The sequence below is a fragment of the Catenuloplanes indicus genome (assembly GCF_030813715.1).
Lineage (GTDB): Bacteria > Actinomycetota > Actinomycetes > Mycobacteriales > Micromonosporaceae > Catenuloplanes > Catenuloplanes indicus.
Window position 1 is genome coordinate 1854307 of record NZ_JAUSUZ010000001.1, and the last position, 23720, is coordinate 1878026.

Genomic DNA, 23720 nt, shown 5'->3' on the forward strand with positions numbered 1-23720 from the left:
CGTCAGCCGGCCGCAGCCGCGCTCTGGACAGTGAAGATGTCTTTCACCCGGGCGTCGGTGAGGGCGCCCTGGTAGACGTTCAGCTCATCGATACCGCCGTACCAGCGGTCGGTACGCACACCGCCGAACAGCGCAGCGCCGACGACCAGCGGCCCGGATGCCTGCCACACCGGCATGAGGTTGGTCGTCGCGCCCTGCAGGACGCCGTTGACGTACAGGCGAAGCTGCTTACGGGCGCTGTCGTAGACAGCGACCAGGTGAGTCCACCCGGCGGCGTCGTCGTAGGCGACCGGCTTCGCCGACCGCACCGAGTCAGCCCCGTCACCGGCCGTTGGCAGCATCGAGAACGTCCAATAGTCGGACGTGACACCGTCCACCGTCCTCGGCCGCAACGACAGCGCGAACGGCGTGCGGTCTGGACCGTCCTGCGACACGATCGTGTGTGCACCAGTACCGATATCCAGCGGGTCGACCCACGCGGACACGCTGAATGACTGGTCCGTGCGCAGGACCGGCGCATCCTGCCAGACCGGCGCGCTATGGCTACCGAAGTTCTTCTGCGTCCTGCCGTACTCCCGGGTCGGCGTGTTCGGGGTGGTGCCGTCGGCTAGATCGGTGTCGAGGAACAGACTTGAGTTCATCCAGCCCGCGTCAACGACCGATCCGTTCGTGAGAGCGAGCCTGCGTCCGAACGCGTCGTCCGCCGAGGCCTCGCAGTTGTCCGGGACCGTCTCGTCGAAGCACGAGATCCCGAGGTCGAACGACCAGCGACCGACCTGGGTATGGCTGATGATGCCGGGCTCGTCGACCTCACCGTCTGCGGTCCGGACCGCGATCGCGCCGGTGAAGTCGTCCGCGACCAGAACACGGTCGAAGATCTGCACCTCGGCCACGTTGCCGCGCAGCCGCTCGACCGAACCGGTCGAGCCAGCGTCCCGACCGCGACCGATGACGACCGGATCGGTGTTCGTCGTCGGTGCGTTGAAGCCAGCTGAGGTTTCGACGCCGTCGACCCAGACCTTGATCCGCCGATCCGCGCTGTCGAAACCCGCGGCGACGTGTGTCCATCGTCCAGCGGTATTCAGGGTGCTGGAACAAACCTCGGTGCCAGCAGTTGTCGTGGTTGACGGGATGAGCAGGCACCAGGAGTTGCCCGAAGTCAGCGGGCGTGCCCGCAACCGGAACGGATTCGACACCCCGGCTGGAGCTTCCTTGGCGATGACGGTCGACGTCGTGGTCAGGTCGGTCAGCCGCACCCAGGCCGCGACGGAGTACGACTTCGTCGTGTCCAGGGCTACGCCGGTGGCCACCGCGCCTTGAGTGGCGGTGCCGGTAAAGGTTGCCGCCTGTCCGCCCAAAATCCGTACGTCGTCGGTCCAGGTAACGTCGGTGGCGGCGAGGGCGTTCCCGGCGCCGGGATCCATACTGTTCTGCAGTGCCGCGGACTGGGTGACGCCCGCGTAAGTCTGGAGGCCGTAGCTGGCCAGCGGGCCAGCCGGCTTGGTCACCAGCAGCGAGATGCTGGTGGCACGACCGAGGTTCAGTGTCTTGTCGATGCCGTACGCGGTGAAGATGTTCTCGCCGTACTTGACCGTGGACAGCTTCACCGACGCCGTCATCGACTTGCTGCCGTCGGCGGCCGTCGTCAGCGTCGCCGCGATCTCCTTGTCCGGCGGGTTCTTCCACCCGTACCGGAACTTCGTCACGTCCAGCGACGGCGTGCTGATTGTGAACGCCGCCTCGCCACCCGGCCCCGGGACCCCGGACGTGCGCGTCACCGTCGGCTCGGCCGGCACGGTCGTGTCCGGGTAGAACTCACACCACCCCGACCACGGGCTCGACTGGTTGTACGGCGCCGGATCCTTTGTCTGTACCCGGAACGCGTACCGCTTGCCGTTCTGGATCGTCACCTGCACCGGCGAGGACTGCGCGTTCGCGGACTGGTTCACCACCGTCGACGTCGACACCGGGAATGTGCCGTCGTTGACCTGGCCCGCGGCCGGGATCTGCTTCCACTGGAACGTCGCCGTCAGCTTCTGGGTCGTGTCCGCATCCGGCAGCCGCGCGTACAGCCGCGGCGTCAGCGTCCCGGTCGAGATCGGCACACTGCAGTCGGTGTTCGGCTCGACCATCAGCCGCTCCGGCGTACCCGGAATGCTGTCGTACTCCACCACCAGGACCGCGGCATCCGCGAAGAACGTCTTCCAGCGGACCGCGTAACCCTCCATCGCGCCGCTGAGGTCACACGCACAGAACCCGAACGTGATGTCCGTCTTCCGGCCGGTCGCGAATGACTGCACCTGGTTTTTCACCGCGGCGTTGTCGAACTGCACGACCATGTCCAGCTGCTCCGGGCCGCAACCGCCGGCGTCGTTCGCGTGTGAGGACGCTGCCACCAGCCCGGTGCGCAGGATCGTCCACCACGTCACCCGGTCGCCGTTCTTCTGCGCGCCGTTGATCGCATCCGACACCCACATCGACGTCGGCGTGTGATCACACGACCACGAGTGGTCCAGCTTCATCTGCACCCGCGCCGAGTACACATACTTCCCGGCCAGGTCCGTCGTCATGAATTTGAAGAACGACCTGTGCAACGCCTTGGAGTCCGGGTTGTAGCCGACCCGAGCCCGGTCATTGTGGTCGTTGGCCTGGTTATTCGTCGCATATGCCCACCTGGCCGGCTTCTTGTCCCACGCCGGGTCGATGAACAACGGGAAATGCTGCTCCGGCGCGCCCAGCATGTCCGCGTCCGGGATCAGCCGCAGATCACCCTGCGCCGTCACCTCGGCCCGCACCGCCGCCGTGTTCGACGCCTCCCCCGGCCCGGCCGGCGACGACGGCGCACCCGAGGCTGCCATCCGCGCCATCAACGACAGCGGCGGCGCCGCCGAATCCCACATCGTCGGCGCGTCCGCGGTCGCCAGCACCGTACGGCCCGCGACCGCCCGCAGCCCGCCGTCCGGCAGCGCGGTCACCGACGCGTCACCGCCGACGTCGATCGTCACCGACCGGACCGACTCCGCCGCCTTCGGCGTGTGCACCACGAGCACATGCGTGAAGCCACCCCATGTCGCCCGCAGCACCAGATCAACATCCGGGAGCACGCCACGGTACGTCGCGGAGTCCCCGCTCAATTCCGGCGCCGGCAGATCCCCCGGCCACGACAGCGTCAGCGTCTTCCCCGCGTCGACCAGCGTCACCATCGGCGCATCATCACCACCGGAGAACCGCACATCGGCAACCGACGCACCGGGTCGCACCGTGCCGTCCGGCCGTACTGACAGATCCAGGTCCGTCTCCGACCACGAGCCGTCCGCGTGCCGCACATGCTTGGGCACCACCGTGGACTCCATCACGAGCCGCCCCGACGGCTCGGCGAAGACCTGCGAGTATTCGGTACGCTCCGACAGCACTTCGACTCGCTCGCCGGTCTGCGCGGCGCGCTCCACTTCGGGCCTGAGTCCGAGGGCTGACGCGGGCTGTGCCAGCAACGGATGCAGCGATAGACCCACCACACCGGACAGCAGCAATGCGAACCTGCGCCGCGACGACAAACCAAACACGCGCAGCATGACGCCACGTGACACAGCAGTCTCCCCCGGTGATCGAGATCAGCCGCAGGGACTTTAGAGGGCGACACCCAGGAAGTAAACAGGGATTACAAAGCGTATTCGCAGAACGGACGAATCGAGTTGATCATCACCGTCCGTCACCTCCCGCCATAGCTCCCTACAAGATGTAGGCGCTCGAACGATCCGCCGGCAAACGGCCCGGTCCGGGCACTGTGCATAATCTGCGCCGTGAACGCGAACGATCCAGCCCTGAACAGCACCTCCACCCAGAACATCACCGACGGCCGATCGTCCTTCCTTCGGCACCGATCCGCCCTGCTGATCGGTGCCGCCGTCATCGGCGTCCTCGCGGCGGCGACGGCCGTCGCGTTTGCGTTCTATCCACGGGAGGACTCCGGCGTCATCGCCTGCCGGCGCATCGCCACCGTCGCGGCAACCGGCGACCGGCCCACGATCAGCCTCGACGAGATGCGCGAGGTGACCGACCTCCTCGCCGACTCCGGCAACCCCGATCTCGCCCGTACCGGCGGCACCTACCAGGATGTGTTCGAGGTCCATGACTCGGGCGAACGCGATGCCACCGACGTGCTCTCCGGCTTTCCCACCTCCCTGACTCTGATCACCCAGACCTTCCAGGCCTGTGGCAGAGTGGGAGTCGAGGTGCCCACACCACACCTCAAGCCCCGATAGCGCCCCCCGATCCGCCGGAGGTTCGGTCCGAGCACCGACGCCATACTCGCTCCCCGCGCTACCGCCCCTTGACGGGCATGGAGCGGTCCATCACCAACGTCTGGATGTAGCGCCTACTTGAGGCCTCCGCGGTCTCGGCGCGTTCGCTGAGGTCCGCACGGAGCGCCTGGCGGTTGCCACGGACACTGTGGGTCTTCGACGCTCTCGGCGTGCGCCGCGCGCACCAGCCAATAGCAGCATGCTATTGGGAGTCTCGCCGCCTTCGGCGCCGTACCGCACATGCGGCGTCGCTGCGGTTTGCTCTCCGTCAGGCGGAAGGAAAGACGATGTCGACGAACCTGCTGAGGTGCAGCTGCGCTGCGACTGTGACGACATCTGTTGGCCCGTGACGGTGCTTGGCGACGATGAGGTCAGCTTCGCCCGCTCTTGGTGATTCCCGGTCGTAGTGATCTTCCCGATACACGAGGATGACGAGGTCGGCGTCGTCCTCCACCGTTCCTGAGTCTCGGAGGTCGGCGAGCTGGGGCCGGTGGTCTGTGCGTTGTTCGGGACCGCGGTTGAGCTGCGATATGGCCAGAATGGGTATGGCTAGTTCGCGTGCGAGGTCCTTGAGGTCGCGGGTGATGTCGGAGAGCTCGCGGTAGCGTTCGTGGTATCCGTTTGCGAATAGTTGCAGGTAGTCGACGATGATCAGTTCGAGGCCCAGGCGGGCGTGCATGCGTCGCGTTTTGGCGCGGATCTCACCTATCGTCCGGGCTCTGTCATCGATGTACAGCGGGATCTCGGACGTGTCCGAAAGCGAGTGAGCGAGTTTGGTCCAGTCGTCGTCGGAGAGTTGACCGGAGCGCAGGATGTGAAGGGGGACACGCGCTTCTGCGGCAGCGATTCGTCTGGCGATCTCGTTTTTGCTCGTCTCGCGCGTGAAGTAGAGAGTGGTTCTGTTCAACCGCGCTGCGACGTGGCGTGCGATGGTGAGCGCCAGGGTCGTCTTGCCGATGGAAGGGCGGCCACCGATGACGTTCAGCGTGCCGGGCCAGAGCCCTCCTGTGAGCCTGTCGAGGTCGTCGATTCCGGTGGACATGTGTCCGCGCGTGGCCGGCTCGGGCTTTCCCGTGCTCTCGATGTCGTCCAGCAGTGGCTGGAGAAGTTCGGGGTAGGTGAACGGATCGCCATCCCCGTGTTCGGCAAGTTCATGCATGGCCGCCTGCGCCAGTTCCACTGCCGTGCGGGCATCCGTGACATCGTCCGCAGCAGCGATCTTGATGATCTTGTGCCCGACGTCGAGTAGCCGGGCGCGGAGGCTGGAGTCCGCGACCGCGCGGGCGAGCGAGATGGGTGAGGCGCCCACGGGGACGGCATCGATCAGGCTGACCAAGTATGGCGCTCCCCCACACTCGTCCAGTTCTCCCAGGCCGTGGAGCGCGGCGGCTACTTGTACGGGGTCAACGCGCTCGTCGTGTCCGAACAGCGACAGTGCCGCTCTGTATACAAGCCTGTGGCGTGGCTCACGGAAGTTGTCTTCTTTGACGATGTCGGCTATCTCGGCGATGGCGTCCTTGCTGAGCATCATCGCGCCCAGGACGGCCTTCTCTGCCGCTATCTCTTTCGGCAGGAGATCGGCAAAGATGCTGCCATCTCCGGGCTCGCTTCCCATGTGGACACTTTATCGGCGGTCGAACCGGAGGCGGTGTCGGGGCGTACGTTTCGGCTGGCTCAAGCCTCCGTGCCGATAGACACGTTCCACATTTTGTCCGGAGAAGTCGATCTCGTCGTTGATGTTCGGATCTCGCGTGGTCAGCCTTCTATCGCGTGTGCCGTCGCTGCGCCAAGAAGGTCCTCCAGCAGCGTTTCGATGAGGGCTTCCTCATAGGCTGGCCGTCGACTATCTGTCATCGCTCTGCGGAGGCTGGGGTCCCATGGGGTCAGGGGCAGTTCTCGCTCGGACAATTGGAGGTCGATGGCCTCAGGGCTGCGTGCGAGGCTGGTGAGATACGTTTCCGCATCCATCCTCCAAGGCCGCGCGCCGGGAACACCGTCGAGCGCGGCGCGGACGTGGTGGAGTCCGGCGGTGTCGAAGTCGGCGCGTACGGCGATCTGCCATCCGACATCCGCGAGTCGTGCCACCGCCGCGATTTCCCGTGCTGAAGGTGTGCCGACGGTGCAGAGGAGGCGTATCCCGGGGTGACGGAGGTCAGCGGCGGCTGAGACCACGGACGGGTTCTCGGTGATGAAGACGCACGAATCCGGCCGTGGGGGTGCCGGCCAGGTGCAGGTGACGAGTTCTCTGGGTGGGATGGTGACGACGGCCGCTGTGGGGAGTGACCAGCCGGTGGGATGGACGCCGAGGGTCAGGAGGCCCCCGGTGAGATCGTCTCCGTCGACGCCGAGCGCCGCCCATGCGGCCCGGACGGCGAGTCCCGGCTGCAGTGCTCCGGCGGCGCCGAGGATGGCGAGCACGAGGCCGGGCAGTGTGCCCGTGTCGAGGGCGTGCGGGTATCGGGTGATGTCGTCGGCAAGGCGTCGGCGGTCGCAGCGACGTCCGGCCGGCGGCAGCGCGCCGATGACGGCGGCGGCTTGGTTGACGAGTAGTTCCGTGTTGTGCCTGGCGAGGAGCCGGGCCACCCATCCGTTGCGTTGCAGGGCCGGCCAGATGCGGTCGATGGCGGGCTGGAACGGTGCGGCGGCGGGAATGCGGTCGAGGGCCTCGGCGACCTGCCGGCGGAGTTCCGCGGTGGCATCGTGGCGTTGAGCCCGGTGCCGGGCGCGTTCGGCGAGTCTGCGCCGTGTGGCGTGTGCCGCTACCAGTCCAGGGTGGAGGTCCGGGTGATGGCGTCGTAGTCCCTCGGTGAGTTTGCCGAGGTTGATCCGGATTGTCTGTCCCGGTGCGGGTGCGCGACCGCCGAGCAGGCTGGTGGTGGCAGCGCGCTGTATGGCGTCGTCCGGTGCGGTGACGGTGGTGGTGCCGGTGCGCAATGCCGGGTCGCCTCTGCGGTCGGCGGTGTCGGCGAGTTGCTGCCAGAGCCAGGTGGTGTGGGGGTTGAGCAGTGGGGTGAGGTCGATGTCGGCGCAGTGGGTGGCACACCAATCGCATGGTTCTCCCATCGGCTATGCCCCCATAGGATCGCCGGGTAGCGGCTCCGGTCCGCGGACGAGCATGGGGAAGGCGACAACGGTGGTGTCGGGTCCTGCTTCGAGGTCCCATGCGTCGATGCCGTCCCAGGCGCCTGGGGCGCCGTCCCAGAGGTAGCTGGTGCAGATCAGGTCGAGGTCGAGGTCGGCGAGGTAGCGGGCGAGTCCTTCGCGGCCCCGTTCGTCTACTTCGGCGGGTACTTCATCGAGTGCGGTGAGGCGCAGTCCTGCGGTGTCGAGTTGGTCGTAGTAGGCGGCGACGGCGGCGAGCATGGGGGCGAGGACGACGAGTCGTCGTTCTCCACCGGAGAGGCCTGTCTTGGAGGTCCATCTGTTGATCTGGCCGTCGGGCCGGATTATTTCGTAGGAGATGTCGAGCCAGCGGCGGATGTCGACGGCATTGGTGAGGCGCTCGGTCATGGTGGCGCCGTCGGCGGCGGCGATCAGTGCTTGGAGTGCGTCGCCGACCTCGGTCTGTTGGGCGGCGGTACGGGTGCTTTCCTTGCAGGCGAGGCGGTAGACGGTGAGTTCGGCGGCGTTGAGGTCTTTGAGCAGGGTCTTGCTGATGCGCACACCGACGCCCGAGGAGGCGGCGGCTTTCTGCATCTTGCGGTTGACGTCGCGGATCCAGTCGTCGATCTTGACCCAGGCGGTGCCGATCGCCAGTGGCAGCCGGCCGATGACGAATTCCTGTAGTGCGGACTCCTCTGCTCTGCTCAGGGCGGCTTGGGCGCGTTCTCGGAGATAGCGTCCTTCAGCGGCGGCCGCGGGCGGGGTGTAGGCGACGGAGTCGTGGGTGAGTACGTAGGTGTCGAGGGCGTCGACGGGCTCGTCCGGGTCGAGCGTCCAGAGCCCGGCGAGGTCTGCGCGGCACGTGTCGTACCGTTCCCGCAGCAGTTTCCGGCTTGTTGTCCGCCGCCCGTGGAGTGCCTTCTGCGCTACGTCTGCCAGCGCGTGTGCGTCGTCGGGCAGGTCCGCCATGGCGGGGTCCGTCAGGAGTGCGTCGGGTACACCCGGGGCGGCGAGCAGGGTGCGCAGCCCGGTGCACGCGTCGTTGACCGGCTGTGTGGCCTCGGCCGCTCGGCTGGTGGCCGCACCCGCCTTTTCTTCGGCCTGGATACGTTCCCTGTCCGCTGTCTGGAGGAGCCCGTCGACGCGCCGGATCTCTCTGCCGACGTGATCTCGCTGTGTCTTGGCGAGGCTGTGCTTCCGTAGTGCCTCGTTGCTGTCGAGGCCGACGGCGTCGACAAGTTCTCGGTGCAGGGTGGCCAGGGACCTTGCCTCGTCGGCGATCGTGGCTGCGGCGGCGTGTTCGGCCGGCAGCGTCGCTGTCGCTCGGGTGTCCTCCGCGGCTGATTGTGCGAGTCGGCGGAGCCGGTCGCGGTGACGGCCGGTGAGCTGGCTGGTCAGGTTTTCGAGTGTGCCGGCACTGCCGGCTGCGGTGTCACGGAGCGTCTCGAGTGCCGGCACGGCGATCGGCAGGTGCTGCGCGCGGGTGCGTAGTTCCCATTCGAGCCGCAGTGACCTGGCGAGTTCTCGCTGTGCGGCGGCGTCTTCGGCGGCGGTCTTGGCCGTTTCCTCGGATTCTGCGGCTTTGGAGGCAGCGGCGGCGCGGCCGGCTTCGGCGGTGGCGGCGTGGACGCGCGATGGATAGGCGTGCAGGGCACCGGAAATCTGTGCTGCTTCGTGTTGTGCGCGGCTGGCGGAGGTGTCGTGGTTGCCCGCGTCGTGGTCGAGGGTGTCGGCGTCGGCGTCCAAGGCGTCGGCGTGGCGGAGGGCTGCCTGGCGGCGTTGCTTGGCGCCGATGTATTCGGCGGGTCGTAGTTGCCCGGGGTCGTCCACGCCGGGTGGCCGGCCGTGCAGTGGGCCTGTGGCGTACGTGCCGTCGCGGCCGATCACCAGTCCTGCGGGTCCTTCGGTGCTGGTGGCGGCGAGCGGTATCCGGCGGAGGATCTGTTCCGCGAGGTGTGAGTGCGGGTGCTCCGGGTCGACGGTGAGGACATCGGCGAGACTGGCCGGTGCGGGCTGTGCGGTGGCGTGCACGGACCATGCCGGGGTGTGCAGTGCGTCGGCTTGCAGCGTGGCGCCGAGCAGGCCGCTGGCGGCGAGGCCGTTCTCCAGCCGGGCGCGGACGTCGGGGTCGGTGATGTCGGGATGCCAGTCGAGGGCGTCGGCGAACGTCTCGCCGTTTTCTGCCGGTCCGGCCCACTCCGGTCGGGGTATGGGTAGTAGCCGGCCGGTCCGGAGAGCACGGGCTCGCTCGCGCAGCTCCTTGCTGCGGGCCCGTAGCCGTTTCGCCTCCTGGGCGCTGAGGTGGCTGTGGTGGCGCAGCACCGAGACAGCCGTACGACCGGCGGTGGTGACGGCCGCCGCGAGCTGCTCAGCCTCGGTGAGTACCTGCGCGATCTCCAGATCGCGTAGCTCGTTCGTGCCGGGCGGGTACCAGGCGTCGGTTGCGTCGCTCGTTTCCTCCCGGCAGGCGGCCTGGACGGCGGGAGCGAGTGCCCTGTTCGTGTCGTGCCAGGTGTCTATGTCGTCGAGGAGATGTGCAGCGGCGGTCCGTGCGGCCTTTGCCTTGAGGTCGAGTTGTGTCTTGTCCCGGTCCGCGTCGGCTCGTCGAGCGCGGGACACCCGTTCACACCGTTCAGCTTCGGCCTCTGCCGTGGTGGTTTCCACGCGGTCCCGGATCGCCAGTAGCGCGGCGTCGCCGCGGCGGCGGTACTCGCCCGCGAGCCTCTTCCAGTTCTCGGCCGTGTCGTCGAGGATCTGCTCGTCATAGTCGATGGTCGTCTGCGGGCCGGGATCCGCGGTCTCGTCGCCGATGTCGAGGAGCGGCCTCGGCCGGGTAGTCCAGGTCAGCGGCGACCGGCCTGGCATGGCATCCGCATCGACGGCTCGGGCGGAGGCGGACAGGGTGGCCAGATCCTCGGCGAGGTCTTCGGCTGTCGTGCGCAGCTTCGTCGCTCTGTCGGCGGTCGCGCTCACCTCACGGCGGAATGACCTGACGGCGATGTCGGCCGCCCGGTTCTGCGCGGCGACCTTCTCCTGCATGTCAGCTAGCCGGCCGGCGTCCTTGTAGGGTTCTGACTCCTCGAGCGCGTGCAGTTGGGAATCGAGATCCTTTGCCTCGTTTCTGAGGTTACGCGCTTGTTGATCGAGGTCTTGCCATGCTGTCTGTGCCGCTGCGTGTTTCGTTACGGCAGCACGCGCGTCTTTGACGGCCTTGTCATGCGCGCTGATGTTGTGGCGCAGTGCCGCGAGGGCATGTCCCGCGATCTCCACGATGTGCCCGCTCCAGGCTTCGGCGAACCTGTCGAGTGCCTCGGCGGCCCTGCGGTCCTTCTCGAACGCGGTGCGGGTGGACTCTGACTCGGCGAGTGCGTCGGCGGTCGCGGACACGATGTCGTCGGAGACGCCGGGCAGCGCGTCGCGCAGATTGTCGGCTGCGGCTCGTGGTGACACGTCGCCGAGCAGCGTGGGGTTGCGGACCGCACGGATGCGGTTGGCGAGTTCCACGACCTCCCGCTCCCGGGTAGCCCACAGCCGGCTGGCGAGGTGTGCGACGTAGGCGTCCTCGTCGGTGAAGACGATCCCGCCAGCAGTGGCGATGTTGTCGCTGAACTGCTCCGCGGAGGTGAAGCCCCGGTCCGGGCCGTACAGCGGGACATCGCGTAACGGGACGCCGGGAATCGTGAACGGTGTGACCTTCACTGCCGGTGAGGCGCTTTCGCTGTAGAGCAGCCGGACACCGTAGGAGATGACGCCCTCACCCTGCGGCGCGGCCAATGTCAGCCATACGTATCCGCATCGGCGTTTGCTGCCGTTGGCGCCTTCGCGCATCAACAATGCCAGCGATGTCGGTCTGGCCTTGCCCGCTGCGAGCCGCTGGGCGTTCAGGTCGAGCAGGTACGGCCAGAGTGTCTCCAGCGCGGTGGTCTTGCCGGTGCCGTTCGGGCCGCGCAGCAGCAGTCTGCCGCTGGGCGCGTCGAGGTGAAGGTCTCCGTAGCGCCAGACGTTCGACAGGCCGGCACCGATAAGCCGCCAGCGGGTCGTAAAGCGGTCGGCGTTACCGGCGGGCCGGACCAGGTCGTCCTCGCCGAAGAGGGTGAGAGCCATCTCAGTGGTCATGCGGTTCCTCTGGTGCGGCGGCTGGAGGGGGGTTCCGGGGCTTGGAAGATGGTTCCGGTGGTGGTTCCCAGCGGCCGGCAGCCGGCGCGAACCACCACATGTCGTCGTGGATGCGGAGCAGGTTCACGTCGGTGAGCAGGGCCGCCACCTCGTCGGCAAGGCCGGGCAGGTTGGCGATGTGCTCGGCTGACCAGCCGCGTCCGGTGTACCGGGGTGCGAACTCGCCAAGGTGGCGGAGGACGTCGTCGCGGTGCAGTCCGCGCCATCCCGGCCGGTCTTCGTCCACCATGCCTTCTGTGCCGGCCGCGTCGCAGGTCAGCAGGGCGGCGTGCGGGATGGTGCCGCCTGCCGGGAATGGCCGGTCGCCGAGGTCTGCTCTGGTGCGGAAGGCGCCATCGGGGACGACGAACGCGGCTCCCTCGACCCGGCGTTCGAGATGGAGGCCGAACGCTTCGGCCAGCGGCTGGCCGTCGTCGCCGCGGACTCTGCGGGACATCCAGTCCGCCTCGTCCGTGTCGAGGTCGACCGTGTAGACGGCGGTGTCGTCGACGAGTCGTCGGCGCATGCGTCGTGCCGGGTCCGGTTCACGTTCGGCCAGGTCGAGCCAGTCGGCCGGATCGGTCACGGGATCGGCGGGCGGGAAGTTCGCGATGACGTGGACGAGGCGGTGGTGGTGTACGGCGAGCAGGACCGGGGCGTCGTCGCCGCGGAGGAACTCGTCGATGTCGCCGTCGATGGTTTCGACGACGCCGCGGGCGTCGAGCATCTTCAACGCGGCGAGGATCGCGTGTCGTTCGGGCCTGTCGTCGCGGGCGGGGACGCCGGCTTCCGCGGCGGCGGTGCGTGCAGCGGTGACCAACTGGCCGATACCGACGCGGGATGGCATCGACTCGGCGGCGGCTACCAAGAGGAAGAACCATGCCCCGGTCAGTGGTTTCGGTCCGGTCGCCGCCCATGCGTCCCGTCGTACGGGCGGGGTCTTCATCAGCCGGACGAAGTCACGGTCGACGACGAGCAGCCAGCCCAGCCGGTGCAGGGCCTCTCGTACCGCGGTTTCGTGGCGTCGTACGGTGGCGATGGCGGCGTCGTCGCGGCCGGAGACCAACCACGGATGGACCATGAGCAGGCGCAGGACGGCGGCGGTCTCCTGTGCGGCTTCCGGTTCGCGTGCCCGGCGCGGTCGCCATGCCTTCGACGTCGAGGTGGTGGGCGGGTCGGTCACACGGCCCTCATCGGCACGAACACAGCCTCGGCACGGCTCGCGGGATCATCTGTGGTGCGCCGTGGGGCAGGCATCCAACGCCCTGGGAGATGAAACACCGGTTCCCGGCCCGGGAGAAGGACGCGCCAGGTGGGTGCGCTGAGGGTGCCGATGCCGTCTGCGGTGTGGAACAGCGTGCACGCCAAGCCGTCCCGGGCCGCGATGCGCCGGTCGCGTGCGCCGGGTGCCGGGCCGGTCCGGATGGCCGCCATCAGCGATGCCAGGGCGATTCGTGCGGCTCGGGGTGACAGCTGCTGCCCAGGCGGTGCGGAGAGTATCTCCTCGATCGCTGCCGCGTGCTCAACGCGCCGCTGCGTACGGGCTGCCTCGACCGCGGTACGGGCGTGAGAGTCGTCGCGGGCGGCAGGAGCACGTCCGCGGGCTCCGGTACGCCCCGTGGAGCGCAGCAGGTCGGGCAGCGATACCGAAGGGCCGTCACGCCAGGCCGGGTTGTTATTCAGATCGGTGTCGTCGGCTTCACCAGGCAGCTTCCGCCACGGGTGGTCGCCGGTGGCGGCAAGCAGGATCGCCGTACCGTAGGCGGGGTCGAGGCACGCTCGTGCCAGTCGCAGCGCCCTGGTCCGGCTGGTGGCGTGCCCGGTGGAACTGTGCAGGCGCCGCAGATTGGCGTGCATACCGGGTAGTGCCCGGATCAGCCTCAGCGCGAACCGGCTCGACCGGCCCGTGTGTGGATCACACCAGGCGGTGAGCCCTTCCCAGTCCGCTACCCGGCCGCCCTTGGAAGCGGTCAGCGCGCCACGCGCGATCAGCGCCCTTGCCTGGGATCCCGCCACCGATATCGCGGCGAGATCGGCGAAATGCGGTCGCAGATGCCGGTGCAGCACGTCGTGGGCCTGTTGCGTCCCGCGCTCCAATTCGGCGGCTACATGCGTGGCGTAGTCGACGAGCAGACCCTTCAGCTCGGCGGTCGACTCCCGGTCCAAGTCGAATCGTTCCGCGAGTCCGGCGAGACTGTCCTCGGCGCCCACGAGGGCGGTGTCGAGGTCGTCATGGCTGGTAAACAACCGCCCGACCAGCTCAGCTATCCGATCGTCATCCCGTCGCGGCATGTTGATCGCCGGCGCGAGCCCCTCGACCGAGTCGACGATGCGGGCGAGGCTCGGCAGCGGGATCTCGCGCATCGCTGGTGTGGCGGCGAGAACCGAGGTGTAGAAACGCTGGACCTGTCTGCCGGCCGGGGTGGCAGTCCATCGCCAGTTCCGGGCCAGGATGTCAGCGTGCCGGCGGATGCGTGACGGGTCGCTGCGGCCGGTCGCCGCGAGCCAGTCCTTGAGCTTGTCCAGCCGCTGCTGCACGACCGCGTCCGATATCGGCGGGCCTGTCGCCGACACCGCGACGGCGATCTCGGATGGAGTCATGTCGGTCACCGACGACTCCAGGACCACCATGATCCGGATGTACTCGTCCGATCCCGGCGCCACCAGATAGGCCATGGCTCGACGGGAGTCGGCCACGCCGATCTGGAAGTTCGTCGTATCTTCGCTGTCCAAACCGTTCGCGCGGCTCGGCGCGTCGACCACCGTGACTCCCTCCGGCTCGTTGCTGGCGCGTCCTGCGCGGTGTCCGGATAGAGAGTAACCGCTCGGTGTGACGATCTGTTGCCACAAAGTAGCGCTTTGCGTCCACAAGGAGGTCACCCAAACAGCCACGGGACGGATACGGACCTCCCACGCCTGCTCGTCGGGCCCCAGCAAAGTCCTGAATGTGTCGAGTGATGCCAGGGTCTGCGCCTGCATCGGCCAGCAGACGGCCCGAGCCGAGCTGCAAGTCGCGCCCTCGATGCACTGCTGCGCCAACTGCCGACGCTCGACCTGGCGGCCGGCCCTGACCAACTGGCCGTCGAGGACGGTCTTGTCCTGGGCCGGCTCCCCGAAGGCCCCGTCACCTGCTGACTGCAATCCGCTGAGGAGCACCGATGAAGGCCCTCCCGGAACAGGAAAGTGCGTCGCGGCGGGTCAGTGCGTGATGGCGGCACCTCACGCCTTCGACCACCGTGACGAGGCCGGCATAGCCGTACTGCTCGACGCCGGTCCTGGTCTCAATGGGGTTAACGTGTCCGAGATCGACTTGAACTTGTAACACACACGCCGGTCCTTGGCGCGTGGTCGACGTGGATCGAGCTAGCAGGCAGCGGTCGTTGAACCGGCCTGCCAGCCCTGCAGTAATCTCACAGTCCGGGAAGCGCACAAGCGGCTGGCGGACCGCGGAACATCACCTCACCGTTGTTGAGCAGCACGTTTAGCGGGGTGGCTCCCGGCGATCAATTCGTTGCAGAAGTCAGCCGGTGCTGACGCCCTGCTCAGCCGCCCAAGCCGCTACCTGGGTTGCGTCTGGCCCCCATGCCTGAGTGATCAGCGATCCGTCACGGGCAATCTGGGCTGGCTCGACGATTCCGAATTCCTGAAGCAGGAGGCGAGAGCATGGTGGGCCACCGCGAGTCGCTCCTGTGCGGTCGCGGTCGCGCTGAGGTCCGCGCTGATCTCGGCACGTGGAAAGTCTTCAAGCGTGCGTGCGCGCTGCACTCGGGCGAGGTCGCTGCTTCCAGCAGGGACGGCGACCAGCTCGACGGGCCGGGTGGCCTTACCTCCCTCGCCGGCTGGATCAATCAAACCGATCAGAACGGTCGCGGCGCCCCACTCTCCTACCTGACGGGCGCACCATCGCAGCGCTACATCGGTAAGGAGCACGGCATCATCGATGAGCGTACGGTATCCCACGCCTGTACTCGATGGGTTGCCGCTGGTGTTCCACTCGACCGCGGTCGCTGCAAAGGCTGCACCATCGATATATACAGCTCAACAAGCGACCCGAAGGTACCGACCGGATCTCCACCAACGCCTGACGGCTGCGCGGTGAACGTCATCCGCCGAGGTGCGGGGATCCCCATCGGGGCGGTGGTCAGAGTCCGGCCTAGGGGCGACGTCGGCGCATCCTTCCGATACCAAGCCTCTGCGTCACGCGCGGTCTCCGCGCTCAGGGACGTTTCGAGCGGGACCTCGGGAATAACGGCGGCGTAGCGCCAGATTCCGTCCGGCGCGGCACGGCGAAGTTGTGCCGCGCCGGCTCTGACGACCTCGGCAACGCGCGTCTTTCCCTCCGTCTGCGCGGTAAAGCGACGCTGGAATCGGTCCGCTACCTCCGGGTCGCTGAGCCATCGGGTATCTTGCCCGCTACGCACCGGATACCGCAACGTACGCTTTAGGATCGCTAGACGGGGCGAGCACGGCATGTGGCCCTCGACGAGATGGAGGAACGACCACACCCAGATAGAAACCTCCCGTAGCAGCAGGGATCGAGAGGAAGAAGGTCTCGGTACTCGGTCCCAGATAATTCACCAAAGCCATCCGCAGTCTCTGCTCTTCAGCTTCCGAAGCCACCGACGTGATCGGGGCCAGACTCGAAGCCTTGCCACCCGCTTCTGCAACTCCGATCAGTAGAAGTCCACCGCGGGCATTCGCAAATGCCGCGACGTCTTTGGCGAACTCCTGCTCCGTGAGCCAGTCACCTCGCGGTCCTCTCGTGGCCTGATACGCTCCACCAGCCTTGAAGTCAAGTTGATCAGTCTCCGAAACCTGGCCAGCTACCAGTGCGTCAAGCACGTCCTCAGTCACGTACCCACCCTCAACCGGTACGCCAAGCAGCGCCTCCAGCTCTGGGCTTCTCCATCGAGCCATCCCCGCACTGTGCCATAGCCGGAGCGAACCGGCAGCCGTTACGCAGGCAGGTTCAGGCCAACGTGTACCCAGAGAAGTCCGCTGGTCGCGGCTCACAAGTGTCGACGGCGGCCTGAAAGGAAGCCTGCCGGTTCGGCCTACCGCCAGGCGGTCAGTCAGAATCGCGAAGAGGGCGAATCGTCGTAATCCGCTCGGATCGGACTCACCGTACTGGCCGGGGCGATATGTGAACCGGGCTCCACCTGCACTCACCCCAACAAACGTCCGGTCAGACCACTGCGTTGATGTCCGGAGCTTTGACCAGGCGCGATCCGGCAAGGCCCACAGTCCACCGTCGCCCCGCCGCTTCGAAGGAGGGAGCGGGGTTTGCGGGGGAGCTGTACGTAACTCTGATGCTCATGAAGTGCTGCTTTGGGAGGTGGTAGTGGAGTTCTTCGGCGATCCGGCGCCCGACGGCGGTGGAGCCGCTTAGGACAAGGATTCCTTCGGCCCGCAGGAGCGTGCCTGCTTCGCGAACACGACGGGTAGCGTCACGTTGCTGGCAAACCGTGTCGATGGCGACCATGTCGATCGGGGTGCCTCGAACACGGCGTAGCAGCTCGCGCACACGGGCCGCACCTGACGGCGGACTCATAACCGCATCGACGACTTCAGCCGGCAGCCGGGAGAGAAGATTGGCTGGGATGGGCACGTTGCGATGTATCCACTGCATGGCCGCGCGCCCAGACGCCGACAAGGTTTGCTTTTGGTCCCTGTTCGGCCTGCTGGCGAGCAGATCCGAAGTCGCTCGCACCACGGCCACGGACATGACTCCGCGCTCGTCGTCGGCGGTGACGAACATGTGAATGGCGGGATGCCGATGCCGCGACACCATGAACAGTCTTTGTGTAGTCACGACGAACTCGAACTCCACACCTGCCAGCCGAAAATCGTGTCTTTCGCCGTAGGCCAGATCGAATTCCTGAGCCAGCTCCGTCTCGGCACGTTTTCCCAGAGCGTGTTTCTCTTCTTTCAGTAGCTGGCGCCAGGCGAACCGGCCGGTGCGTGCGCCGTCGTACAGATAGTCGAAGGTCCTGCGTAGGATCAAAGCGAGGCGGGCACCGTCCGGATCGAGGCGGAGCAGCGCGGCGGTCAGATTCTGCATCTCGAGATCGGCCAGCCGGACATCACCGTCAACCTCGTCGACCCTGTTGAACTCCAGCTCTGGTCGCCTGGCGGGTTCCCTCCGATAGCTCCAGCTCAGCCTGCACGGGTCACCCGGGTCGAACAAGACCCGGGAGTAGTGATCGTTCCAGTCGACTTCCAGGATGCGGACATCTTGGTAGTCCACATCACTCTTGGGCACCAGCGCCACGAACGAAACGGTCGCCTCGACATGGACCAGCCCGATTTCAGTGTCGCCGTCAAAGGTCTCGCTGGGTGACCACTCGATCGTGCTCAGGTCCGGCATGACCTCCTCGACCCAGGCGCCACCATCGGCCCAGCGAACAAATAACGCGAATGCGTCATCGGCCTCAAGGTTATGGAGGTCGTCGCAAGCGCTCTGCACGGCATCGCGGAACAGATCCATCAAGGGCACATGTACGGCGGCCGAGACGCTTTGTTCCTCGATGTCGGGCGTCTCCGTCGGCATGGCTGGCTCAACACCGAGGGCTCGCAGAGCCTCCCGCGAGGCGCTGGCGAACGCCACTGACTCCAGCGCATGCATGTTGTCCCCGTCCGGATTCGCGACAAGGGTACGAAGCGCGCCCGGCATGGATGCTGACTGCTCGGCAATCAAGTCGTTTAGCTGTCGAATATCGTCGATGCGCAGCCCACGCAGAAGTCGCTCGCGCACACCTCTCCGAAACCGCAGCACCGGCGTTCGGTCGTGGAGGGCGACGTCGTACAGACCACCGCCGATCACCTCACCCGCTGAAGCAGGATCCCCTTTAGGCAGCGCGTGTACGGACAGCCAGCTCAGCATGCCGACCGGCAGCTGTTCCCAGGTCGCCGTCAGGGTGGCGAGCCGACCGGCAGCGGGTGAGGCAAGCCGCAGGAATGCCGTTGCCAGCGCCTCCCCATCCGGCGCGGTCTCGTCCGGGTCCTCATCGATTCGGCCGACTGCTGTGGTCAGCACCGCCTCGCAGCCGGCCGGGTCGGTCCGTATCAACGCGCTGGCCAGGCGTCCCAGCGACGACGGGGTCAGGCTCGCTAATGGAACTGGCAACCAATTCTCATCCGTCGAGGCCAGCAGGCGCAGGAGCGGTGAAAGGGTGTATCGCAGGGCCGTATTGGCTGCGCCTGGCACTGGCGCATGAACCCGAACGGCGGGCAGATCAAGGCCCGCATGGGCCCACAGCGCCGCGGGCAACGGGTCGATGGCTATCGTCGGACTTTTCTCCGCCCATACGTGAATCGTGCTCCACGGCAGGCCGTGCTGCCAGGCGCGGGCGGCGAAGTCGCTCCAGACGATGACCAGGCGGCGACTGTCAGGCGCTCGGAGTAGCCGGCCGGTGTCCTGCGGACGGCCTGAGCCGTCGCTTACGACTGCTCCAGCGACCGGGTCGAGCCGCAGAAGTCGGATTTGTCGGAACGCTCCCACCTGGTGCAACACCCGCAGGAAGTCCTTCAGGGCGTTGTCCCAGACCACCATGCCCGGGGAGTTGTCGGCCACCACAACTGCGTCGAACCAACGCTCCGGCGCCGGCATCACTATGGGGATGAGTAGGCCGGTCATCGCGTACTGGTCGACGGTGGCGTGCAGATCCAGCTGTGCCCGCCGGCCTCGGGGCCACGGCCGCTGGAACGGGCGCAGGCTACGCGCCAGCTCCATGGACTGGGGAAGTGCCCGAACCGGCCGGACACCGACAATTCGAGTCGCTGCGCCCGTAACGTCCCCGAACGTCGTCGCATCGTCCGGAGACGTGTGTTGCTCCTCGTCCGAAGCTGCGGACGTTGCCGGTGGCTGCGGCGGCGCTGTGCCGGGACCCTCCGGTTCTCCGGACCGGAGAATCCCGGGTCCGGGACCCGACCCTGTAGTGGGCATCTGGTGCGCGGCCAGCCAGATCGCCTCGGCCAGGGCGAATGCATCCGGCCCCGGGCCGGAGGTTCCGACCGCCCGCCTCATCGCGGCCCGCTCAGACACCGCTGAGTTCACGCAGCAGCAGATCGAGCAGCCGGTCTCGCTCGACAGCGGGAAAGCCGCCGTCGAGTAGGTGGATGGCATTGAGTAGTTGATCGACGGCGAGTTGCTCGCCAGCACGGAGGCGGCGTACGAAGGTCTCGATGAGCGCCGCCGCGCCAGGGGTGACTGTATCGCCCTTCAGGTGCGCCGCGACGATCCGGCCGAGAGTCTCAGTATCCGGCATGGACATCACAAAGCGGATGCAACGGCGCAGGAAGGGCGCGGGGAACTCACGCTCGCCGTTGCTGGTCATCACGATAAACGGGAACTCGCTGCAGGCGATTCGACCGTGCTCGGCTTGGACCTCCGCGTTGCTGTTCCATTCGCGGACACCGACCGGATCGCCGCCCAGCCGCGCCAGTTCGGTGATCTCAAACTCGCCGCGTTCGAGGACGTCAAGCAGGTCGCTCGGCAGGTCAAGATCACTCTTATCGATTTCGTCGATCAACAGCGCCCGGGGCCTCTCGGCCGGCGCAAGCGCGGTTCCCAGCGGGCCGAGCTGAAGGAACGGGCCGATGCCCGATTCCTCGGGTCCGGGTCGGCCGTCCAGCTGCTGAGCGTGAATGCGGGCGAGCACATCATAGCGGTATAGGGCATCGGCTAGGGTGCTGCGCGAGGTGACGTGCCAGCGCAGCACCCGGCCGAGCCGCAATTCGGCGGCGACCGAGTCGATGAGCGACGACTTTCCCGACCCCGGCGGGCCGGTAACCAAGAGCGGTCGGCGTACTGCAATAGCGGCGTTGACCGCCTCTACGAGGCCATCTGGCGGCTGGAACTCAGTCGCCTGGGACGGACGGGGAAAAGTTCGCCACGGTGGCGGGTCCGGCAGTTCGACCTCGCGGGGGATCCCGTCGCCCCGGTACACCGACTCCCAGCTCATGCTGCTTCCTCCCGGTCGGACCGCGCCGGCTTCGCGCGGCAGAAGCCCAGCCAATGCTCGTCGTCCCACACCGCGCGTAGACCGGCAATCGCCGCCAGCTCCGGCTGCCCGCTCCATCGAGCCCGGTATGCAGCGCTGAAACCGGTGGGCAGCTTATGCCAATACTTGTCCAGGTCCGCGGATGAGGCCCAGTTCTTTCCGGGCTCGGCGGGCCAGATCACGTATGGCGTGCGGAGAAGTAGCAACGTCAGAAGTTCCTCGGCGTCATCAGGCAGATGCCCCAGGACGACAGCGCTGCTCAGATTTTGGTTGTACAGCCGGACACCCAGAGTGGCGAGGTCACCGAGGTCGTCGCGCTCGAGTCGGCTGAAGCGCGGGGATCCAGGCGGGCGCTCGTGCAATAACGCGAGCAAGCGGCTCATCCGGCGGGACTTTTTGAGGCGCTCACTCCAGTGCAGGACAAAGTCGTGGTTCGCGCCGAGGCGCCCTTCGTCATCGATCTCCTCGGGCCGCCAGCCGAGCAGAAGTCCAACAGGTGCCGCTACGTCGATACGACGACACCGCAAGTCCCGATCTTCGGCAGCTTTGTCTGCATCGAAGACGGCATCGGCGATTGCCGAGCTGACCCCGTCCGCAGTGGGGGCACAAGCGTACCGTTGGTAATACAGATCCTGGCCGTCGAGCTGCAGGCAGGCGCTGACCGATTCTGGCCAGTCGCCGGTCACGCTGGCATGAACGCTGACGACGAGCCGCATCGGTTCAGGCGCCCGCTCCAGATCGGCCTTAAAGTCGTTGACCATCGCCGGTGCAATCCTCATCGTGTCGATCCACTGCTTCAGGGTGCTGTCCCCGAAATCGATGCCGCACGTGTGAGCCAGCCGCAACACGAACCGCATGAGGTCACCCTGACCGTCCTTCTCGTCAGCCGCCGGGTTTAACACCAGGTAGGCGACCACATCGGCGTCGATCTGCTCGGCCGTGAAGTAGTCGGGGAGCACGAAGCCAGCGGCCCGCCGCAATCTCTCTGTAGTGATCAGAGGGCGTAACGGTGGGCTTCGCAACAATGCCACCGTGCGCTGCACGGTGACGAACATCTCGGCCCGGGCCAGTCCGCTCGCATTCCCCTGTTCCTTCAGCAGCCGAATCGCCACATCCAGCGGCGGGAGCCCGCCCGAGTCAGGCAGCGCTTGACGGACGAACTCGCGGTATCGATCAGCACCGAATATGCCCATACCCTTTTCTGGGGCGATAGCCCGGCTATTATGGCTGATCCATAGGCGCTTGCCCTCTCCGTGATATGCGTTGTAAGCCGGTGCCTGTCCCTCGATCCGGTAGGTCAGGTCTGAGATCAGTTCGTTGAGGTGGATGGTCCCGGCTTCCCCCCGCCCTTCAACTAGCAACGCGCACAAGGCAGTGGTCAACCGGAAGTTCACTGCGGCCTGCCTGGAACTGCACGCCATCAACACCTCGACTGTGGTTCGGCCTCCCCTGGCGCCGTTGGCCACCGCGCCTGCCGGCGGCGCCGCGCCACCGGCGTGGCAGGTGTCGACCAGCACGATGATGCCGCCGACGTTTGGCTCGTTCGCCGCGACGGCCAGCAGTCCCGGAATGTCGACCGCGGTACTCGCCACGTCTTCCAGCGACTGTGCCGCCATCAGGTACAGGTTGGTGTTTCCGTCCGCCAGGAAGCCGTGGCCGAGGAAGGCGAGAACCAGAGTGGCACCCTGCTTGCCGGCGTAGCTCAACGCGTTGCGCACCGCAGTCTCGACCTCGGCCTGGGTCTTCTCGCCGACGACTAGCGCGCTGTCGGGAAGGCCGGGGCGGCAATCACCGAGATCCGGGTCGAGCAGCACTCTCGCCAGCTCTTCAGCAGCCGGCTCCATCTGATCGAGGCGGTTCATGTTTTGGCACTGAGTGGCGATGATAAGCGCGTGACGATGCGCGGTCATCCGGGCCCGTCCGGGAGGGCCGCCTCCGCGATCGGTCCGGCCACTTGTGCCTGCCGTAGGTACTTGGTTGCCGTATGCACCCAGAAGCCGTCCGAGTCCACCCGGGCACTCACCGGCTGATTCCCATCCGCGTTCGGTTTCACGTCGCGCTCCAGCCGCCGTCGGGCGACGATGATGTCGTCACGGTCCCAGAAGTTCAGCCAGCGAGCCACGCCGGGCGGCGTCGACGGCGGCTGCGGCCGCAGAGACGGCCACACCACGCTGCGCATGCCCAACGGCGAGCCGAGCGTCATGAAAAGCGGTACCTCGACGCCAGACTCGTGCAAAGTTTCCCAGGCGACGACCGAACCGAGTGAGTGCGCCACCAGCACCTGCGGCGAGTTCGCCAATGCGAAATGCAGCCGTCCCCGGATACGGTCATCGAGGGGATGCCCGGCGGCGTCGGGTTCAGCGCGGGCGAGGTAGCGGGCGACCTGAGCGAAGTCTCGCACCAGGAGTTTCGCGCTGAGCCATTGACCTGCCCGGCTCAAGCCGGGAATGCTGAGCAGCGTGGTGGCCGCGTTGATCGAGCGGCCGACCGGCTGCAACAAGCCCTGCTCCGGGCCATTTGGCACGAGTTCGGCCCGGGCGTTGCGAAGAACGCGAGCGTCGTCGCCCTCGGCGTCTTCCAGTTGTTCGTCGATGATATCGGTCATGAACTCCGCGAGCAGCCGCCCCTCGTCCTCAGTGAGGTCGTCGGCAGTTCCCTGCGCGCCGGGGACGCTGAACAGGTCGCCGTAGTGAACAAACACCGTCTCGGCGGCACCGGACTTCAGGTCACTGGCGAACCGCGAGTGGCCGGCAGCGAGGGCGCCTTCGGCCAGTGCCGACGTCCAGGCGGAGCGCTCCTGCTCGACTTGTCGTGGCGCACCGATTCCATGGATGAACACCACACGCGTTCCGATGTCGCACCTCCGAGCCGCACCAAACGGCCATCAGAATACCGGCCGCCGTTGCCGACGCCCGGCCCACAATGCCGAGAAGTCATCCATCCGGGTATGGGTCAGCCATGGCTGCGGGACGGGCCTCACCGATCAGGAAATCACCCTCCTAAGGCCCGGAGACCTGCCGGTCTTCGGCCTCGGCAGGGCGTTCATCGCGGTAGCGGGCTCGCGAATCCGCGGCCAGTCCCGGACCAATTATGCCTGCAGGGCGTGCTGTCCGTGCTCCATAACGGGATCGGTTGGGAGGGCTGCTGCAGGAGCTCAGGT

At 66.9% G+C, this 23720-nt stretch carries 12 protein-coding genes; 1 reads left to right on the top strand and 11 read right to left on the bottom strand.

Features of this window, described 5'->3' with window-relative positions; translation table 11 throughout:
• Window positions 1–2 precede the first annotated feature (2 nt).
• Window positions 3–3413 (bottom strand): LamG domain-containing protein, encoded by a 3411-nt coding sequence (locus tag J2S42_RS08560; RefSeq protein WP_307237207.1) that lies wholly within the window; start codon window positions 3411–3413, stop codon window positions 3–5.
• A 387-nt stretch (window positions 3414–3800) separates the two neighbouring features.
• Here J2S42_RS08560 and J2S42_RS08565 point away from each other — a divergent pair, with 387 nt between their 5' ends.
• A complete protein-coding gene (locus tag J2S42_RS08565; protein WP_307237209.1) occupies window positions 3801–4262 on the top strand; it encodes a hypothetical protein in 462 nt (153 codons plus the stop codon).
• Window positions 4263–4569: 307 nt separating this feature from the next.
• Here J2S42_RS08565 and dnaB read toward each other — a convergent pair whose 3' ends face one another.
• The 10 genes from dnaB to J2S42_RS08615 form a co-directional block, all read right to left on the bottom strand.
• Window positions 4570–5916: a replicative DNA helicase gene (gene dnaB, locus J2S42_RS08570; RefSeq protein ID WP_307237211.1), complete on the bottom strand. Its 1347-nt coding sequence runs from the start codon at window positions 5914–5916 to the stop codon at window positions 4570–4572.
• 140 nt (window positions 5917–6056) lie between these two features.
• On the bottom strand, window positions 6057–7364 hold the full coding sequence (locus J2S42_RS08575; protein ID WP_307237214.1) for a DUF2399 domain-containing protein: 1308 nt from the start codon (window positions 7362–7364) through the stop codon (window positions 6057–6059).
• Window positions 7365–7367: 3 nt separating this feature from the next.
• Window positions 7368–11519, bottom strand: coding sequence for an SbcC/MukB-like Walker B domain-containing protein (locus J2S42_RS08580; RefSeq protein WP_307237216.1), 4152 nt, complete (start codon window positions 11517–11519; stop codon window positions 7368–7370).
• On the bottom strand, window positions 11509–12741 hold the full coding sequence (locus J2S42_RS08585; protein ID WP_307237218.1) for a TIGR02678 family protein: 1233 nt from the start codon (window positions 12739–12741) through the stop codon (window positions 11509–11511). The genes J2S42_RS08580 and J2S42_RS08585 overlap by 11 nt, the downstream gene beginning before the upstream one ends.
• Window positions 12738–14714, bottom strand: coding sequence for a DUF2397 domain-containing protein (locus J2S42_RS08590; RefSeq protein ID WP_307237221.1), 1977 nt, complete (start codon window positions 14712–14714; stop codon window positions 12738–12740). The genes J2S42_RS08585 and J2S42_RS08590 overlap by 4 nt, the downstream gene beginning before the upstream one ends.
• A gap of 1257 nt (window positions 14715–15971) precedes the next feature.
• Window positions 15972–16412: an AlbA family DNA-binding domain-containing protein gene (locus tag J2S42_RS08595; RefSeq protein WP_307237224.1), complete on the bottom strand. Its 441-nt coding sequence runs from the start codon at window positions 16410–16412 to the stop codon at window positions 15972–15974.
• 331 nt (window positions 16413–16743) lie between these two features.
• Window positions 16744–19683, bottom strand: a complete 2940-nt coding sequence (locus tag J2S42_RS08600) for a NaeI family type II restriction endonuclease (protein ID WP_307248665.1) — start codon at window positions 19681–19683, stop codon at window positions 16744–16746.
• Window positions 19595–20521, bottom strand: a complete 927-nt coding sequence (locus J2S42_RS08605; RefSeq protein WP_307237227.1) for an AAA family ATPase — start codon at window positions 20519–20521, stop codon at window positions 19595–19597. The genes J2S42_RS08600 and J2S42_RS08605 overlap by 89 nt, the downstream gene beginning before the upstream one ends.
• Complete coding sequence (locus J2S42_RS08610; protein WP_307237230.1) at window positions 20518–22470, bottom strand: vWA-MoxR associated conflict system protein; 1953 nt, start codon at window positions 22468–22470, stop codon at window positions 20518–20520. The genes J2S42_RS08605 and J2S42_RS08610 overlap by 4 nt, the downstream gene beginning before the upstream one ends.
• Window positions 22467–23402 (bottom strand): hypothetical protein, encoded by a 936-nt coding sequence (locus J2S42_RS08615; RefSeq protein WP_307237232.1) that lies wholly within the window; start codon window positions 23400–23402, stop codon window positions 22467–22469. Before J2S42_RS08615 ends, J2S42_RS08610 begins: the two co-directional genes overlap by 4 nt.
• Window positions 23403–23720 lie beyond the last annotated feature (318 nt).

Bases quoted from the DNA above. Each gene is read 5' to 3' on its own strand.
- dnaB (WP_307237211.1), bottom strand. From the start codon at position 5,916: ATGGGAAGCGAGCCCGGAGATGGCAGCATCTTTGCCGATCTCCTGCCG.
- J2S42_RS08575 (WP_307237214.1), bottom strand. From the start codon at position 7,364: ATGGGAGAACCATGCGATTGGTGTGCCACCCACTGCGCCGACATCGAC.
- J2S42_RS08580 (WP_307237216.1), bottom strand. From the start codon at position 11,519: ATGACCACTGAGATGGCTCTCACCCTCTTCGGCGAGGACGACCTGGTC.
- J2S42_RS08600 (WP_307248665.1), bottom strand. From the start codon at position 19,683: ATGCCATCCACCTACTCGACGGCGGCTTTCCCGCTGTCGAGCGAGACC.
- J2S42_RS08605 (WP_307237227.1), bottom strand. From the start codon at position 20,521: ATGAGCTGGGAGTCGGTGTACCGGGGCGACGGGATCCCCCGCGAGGTC.
- J2S42_RS08610 (WP_307237230.1), bottom strand. From the start codon at position 22,470: ATGACCGCGCATCGTCACGCGCTTATCATCGCCACTCAGTGCCAAAAC.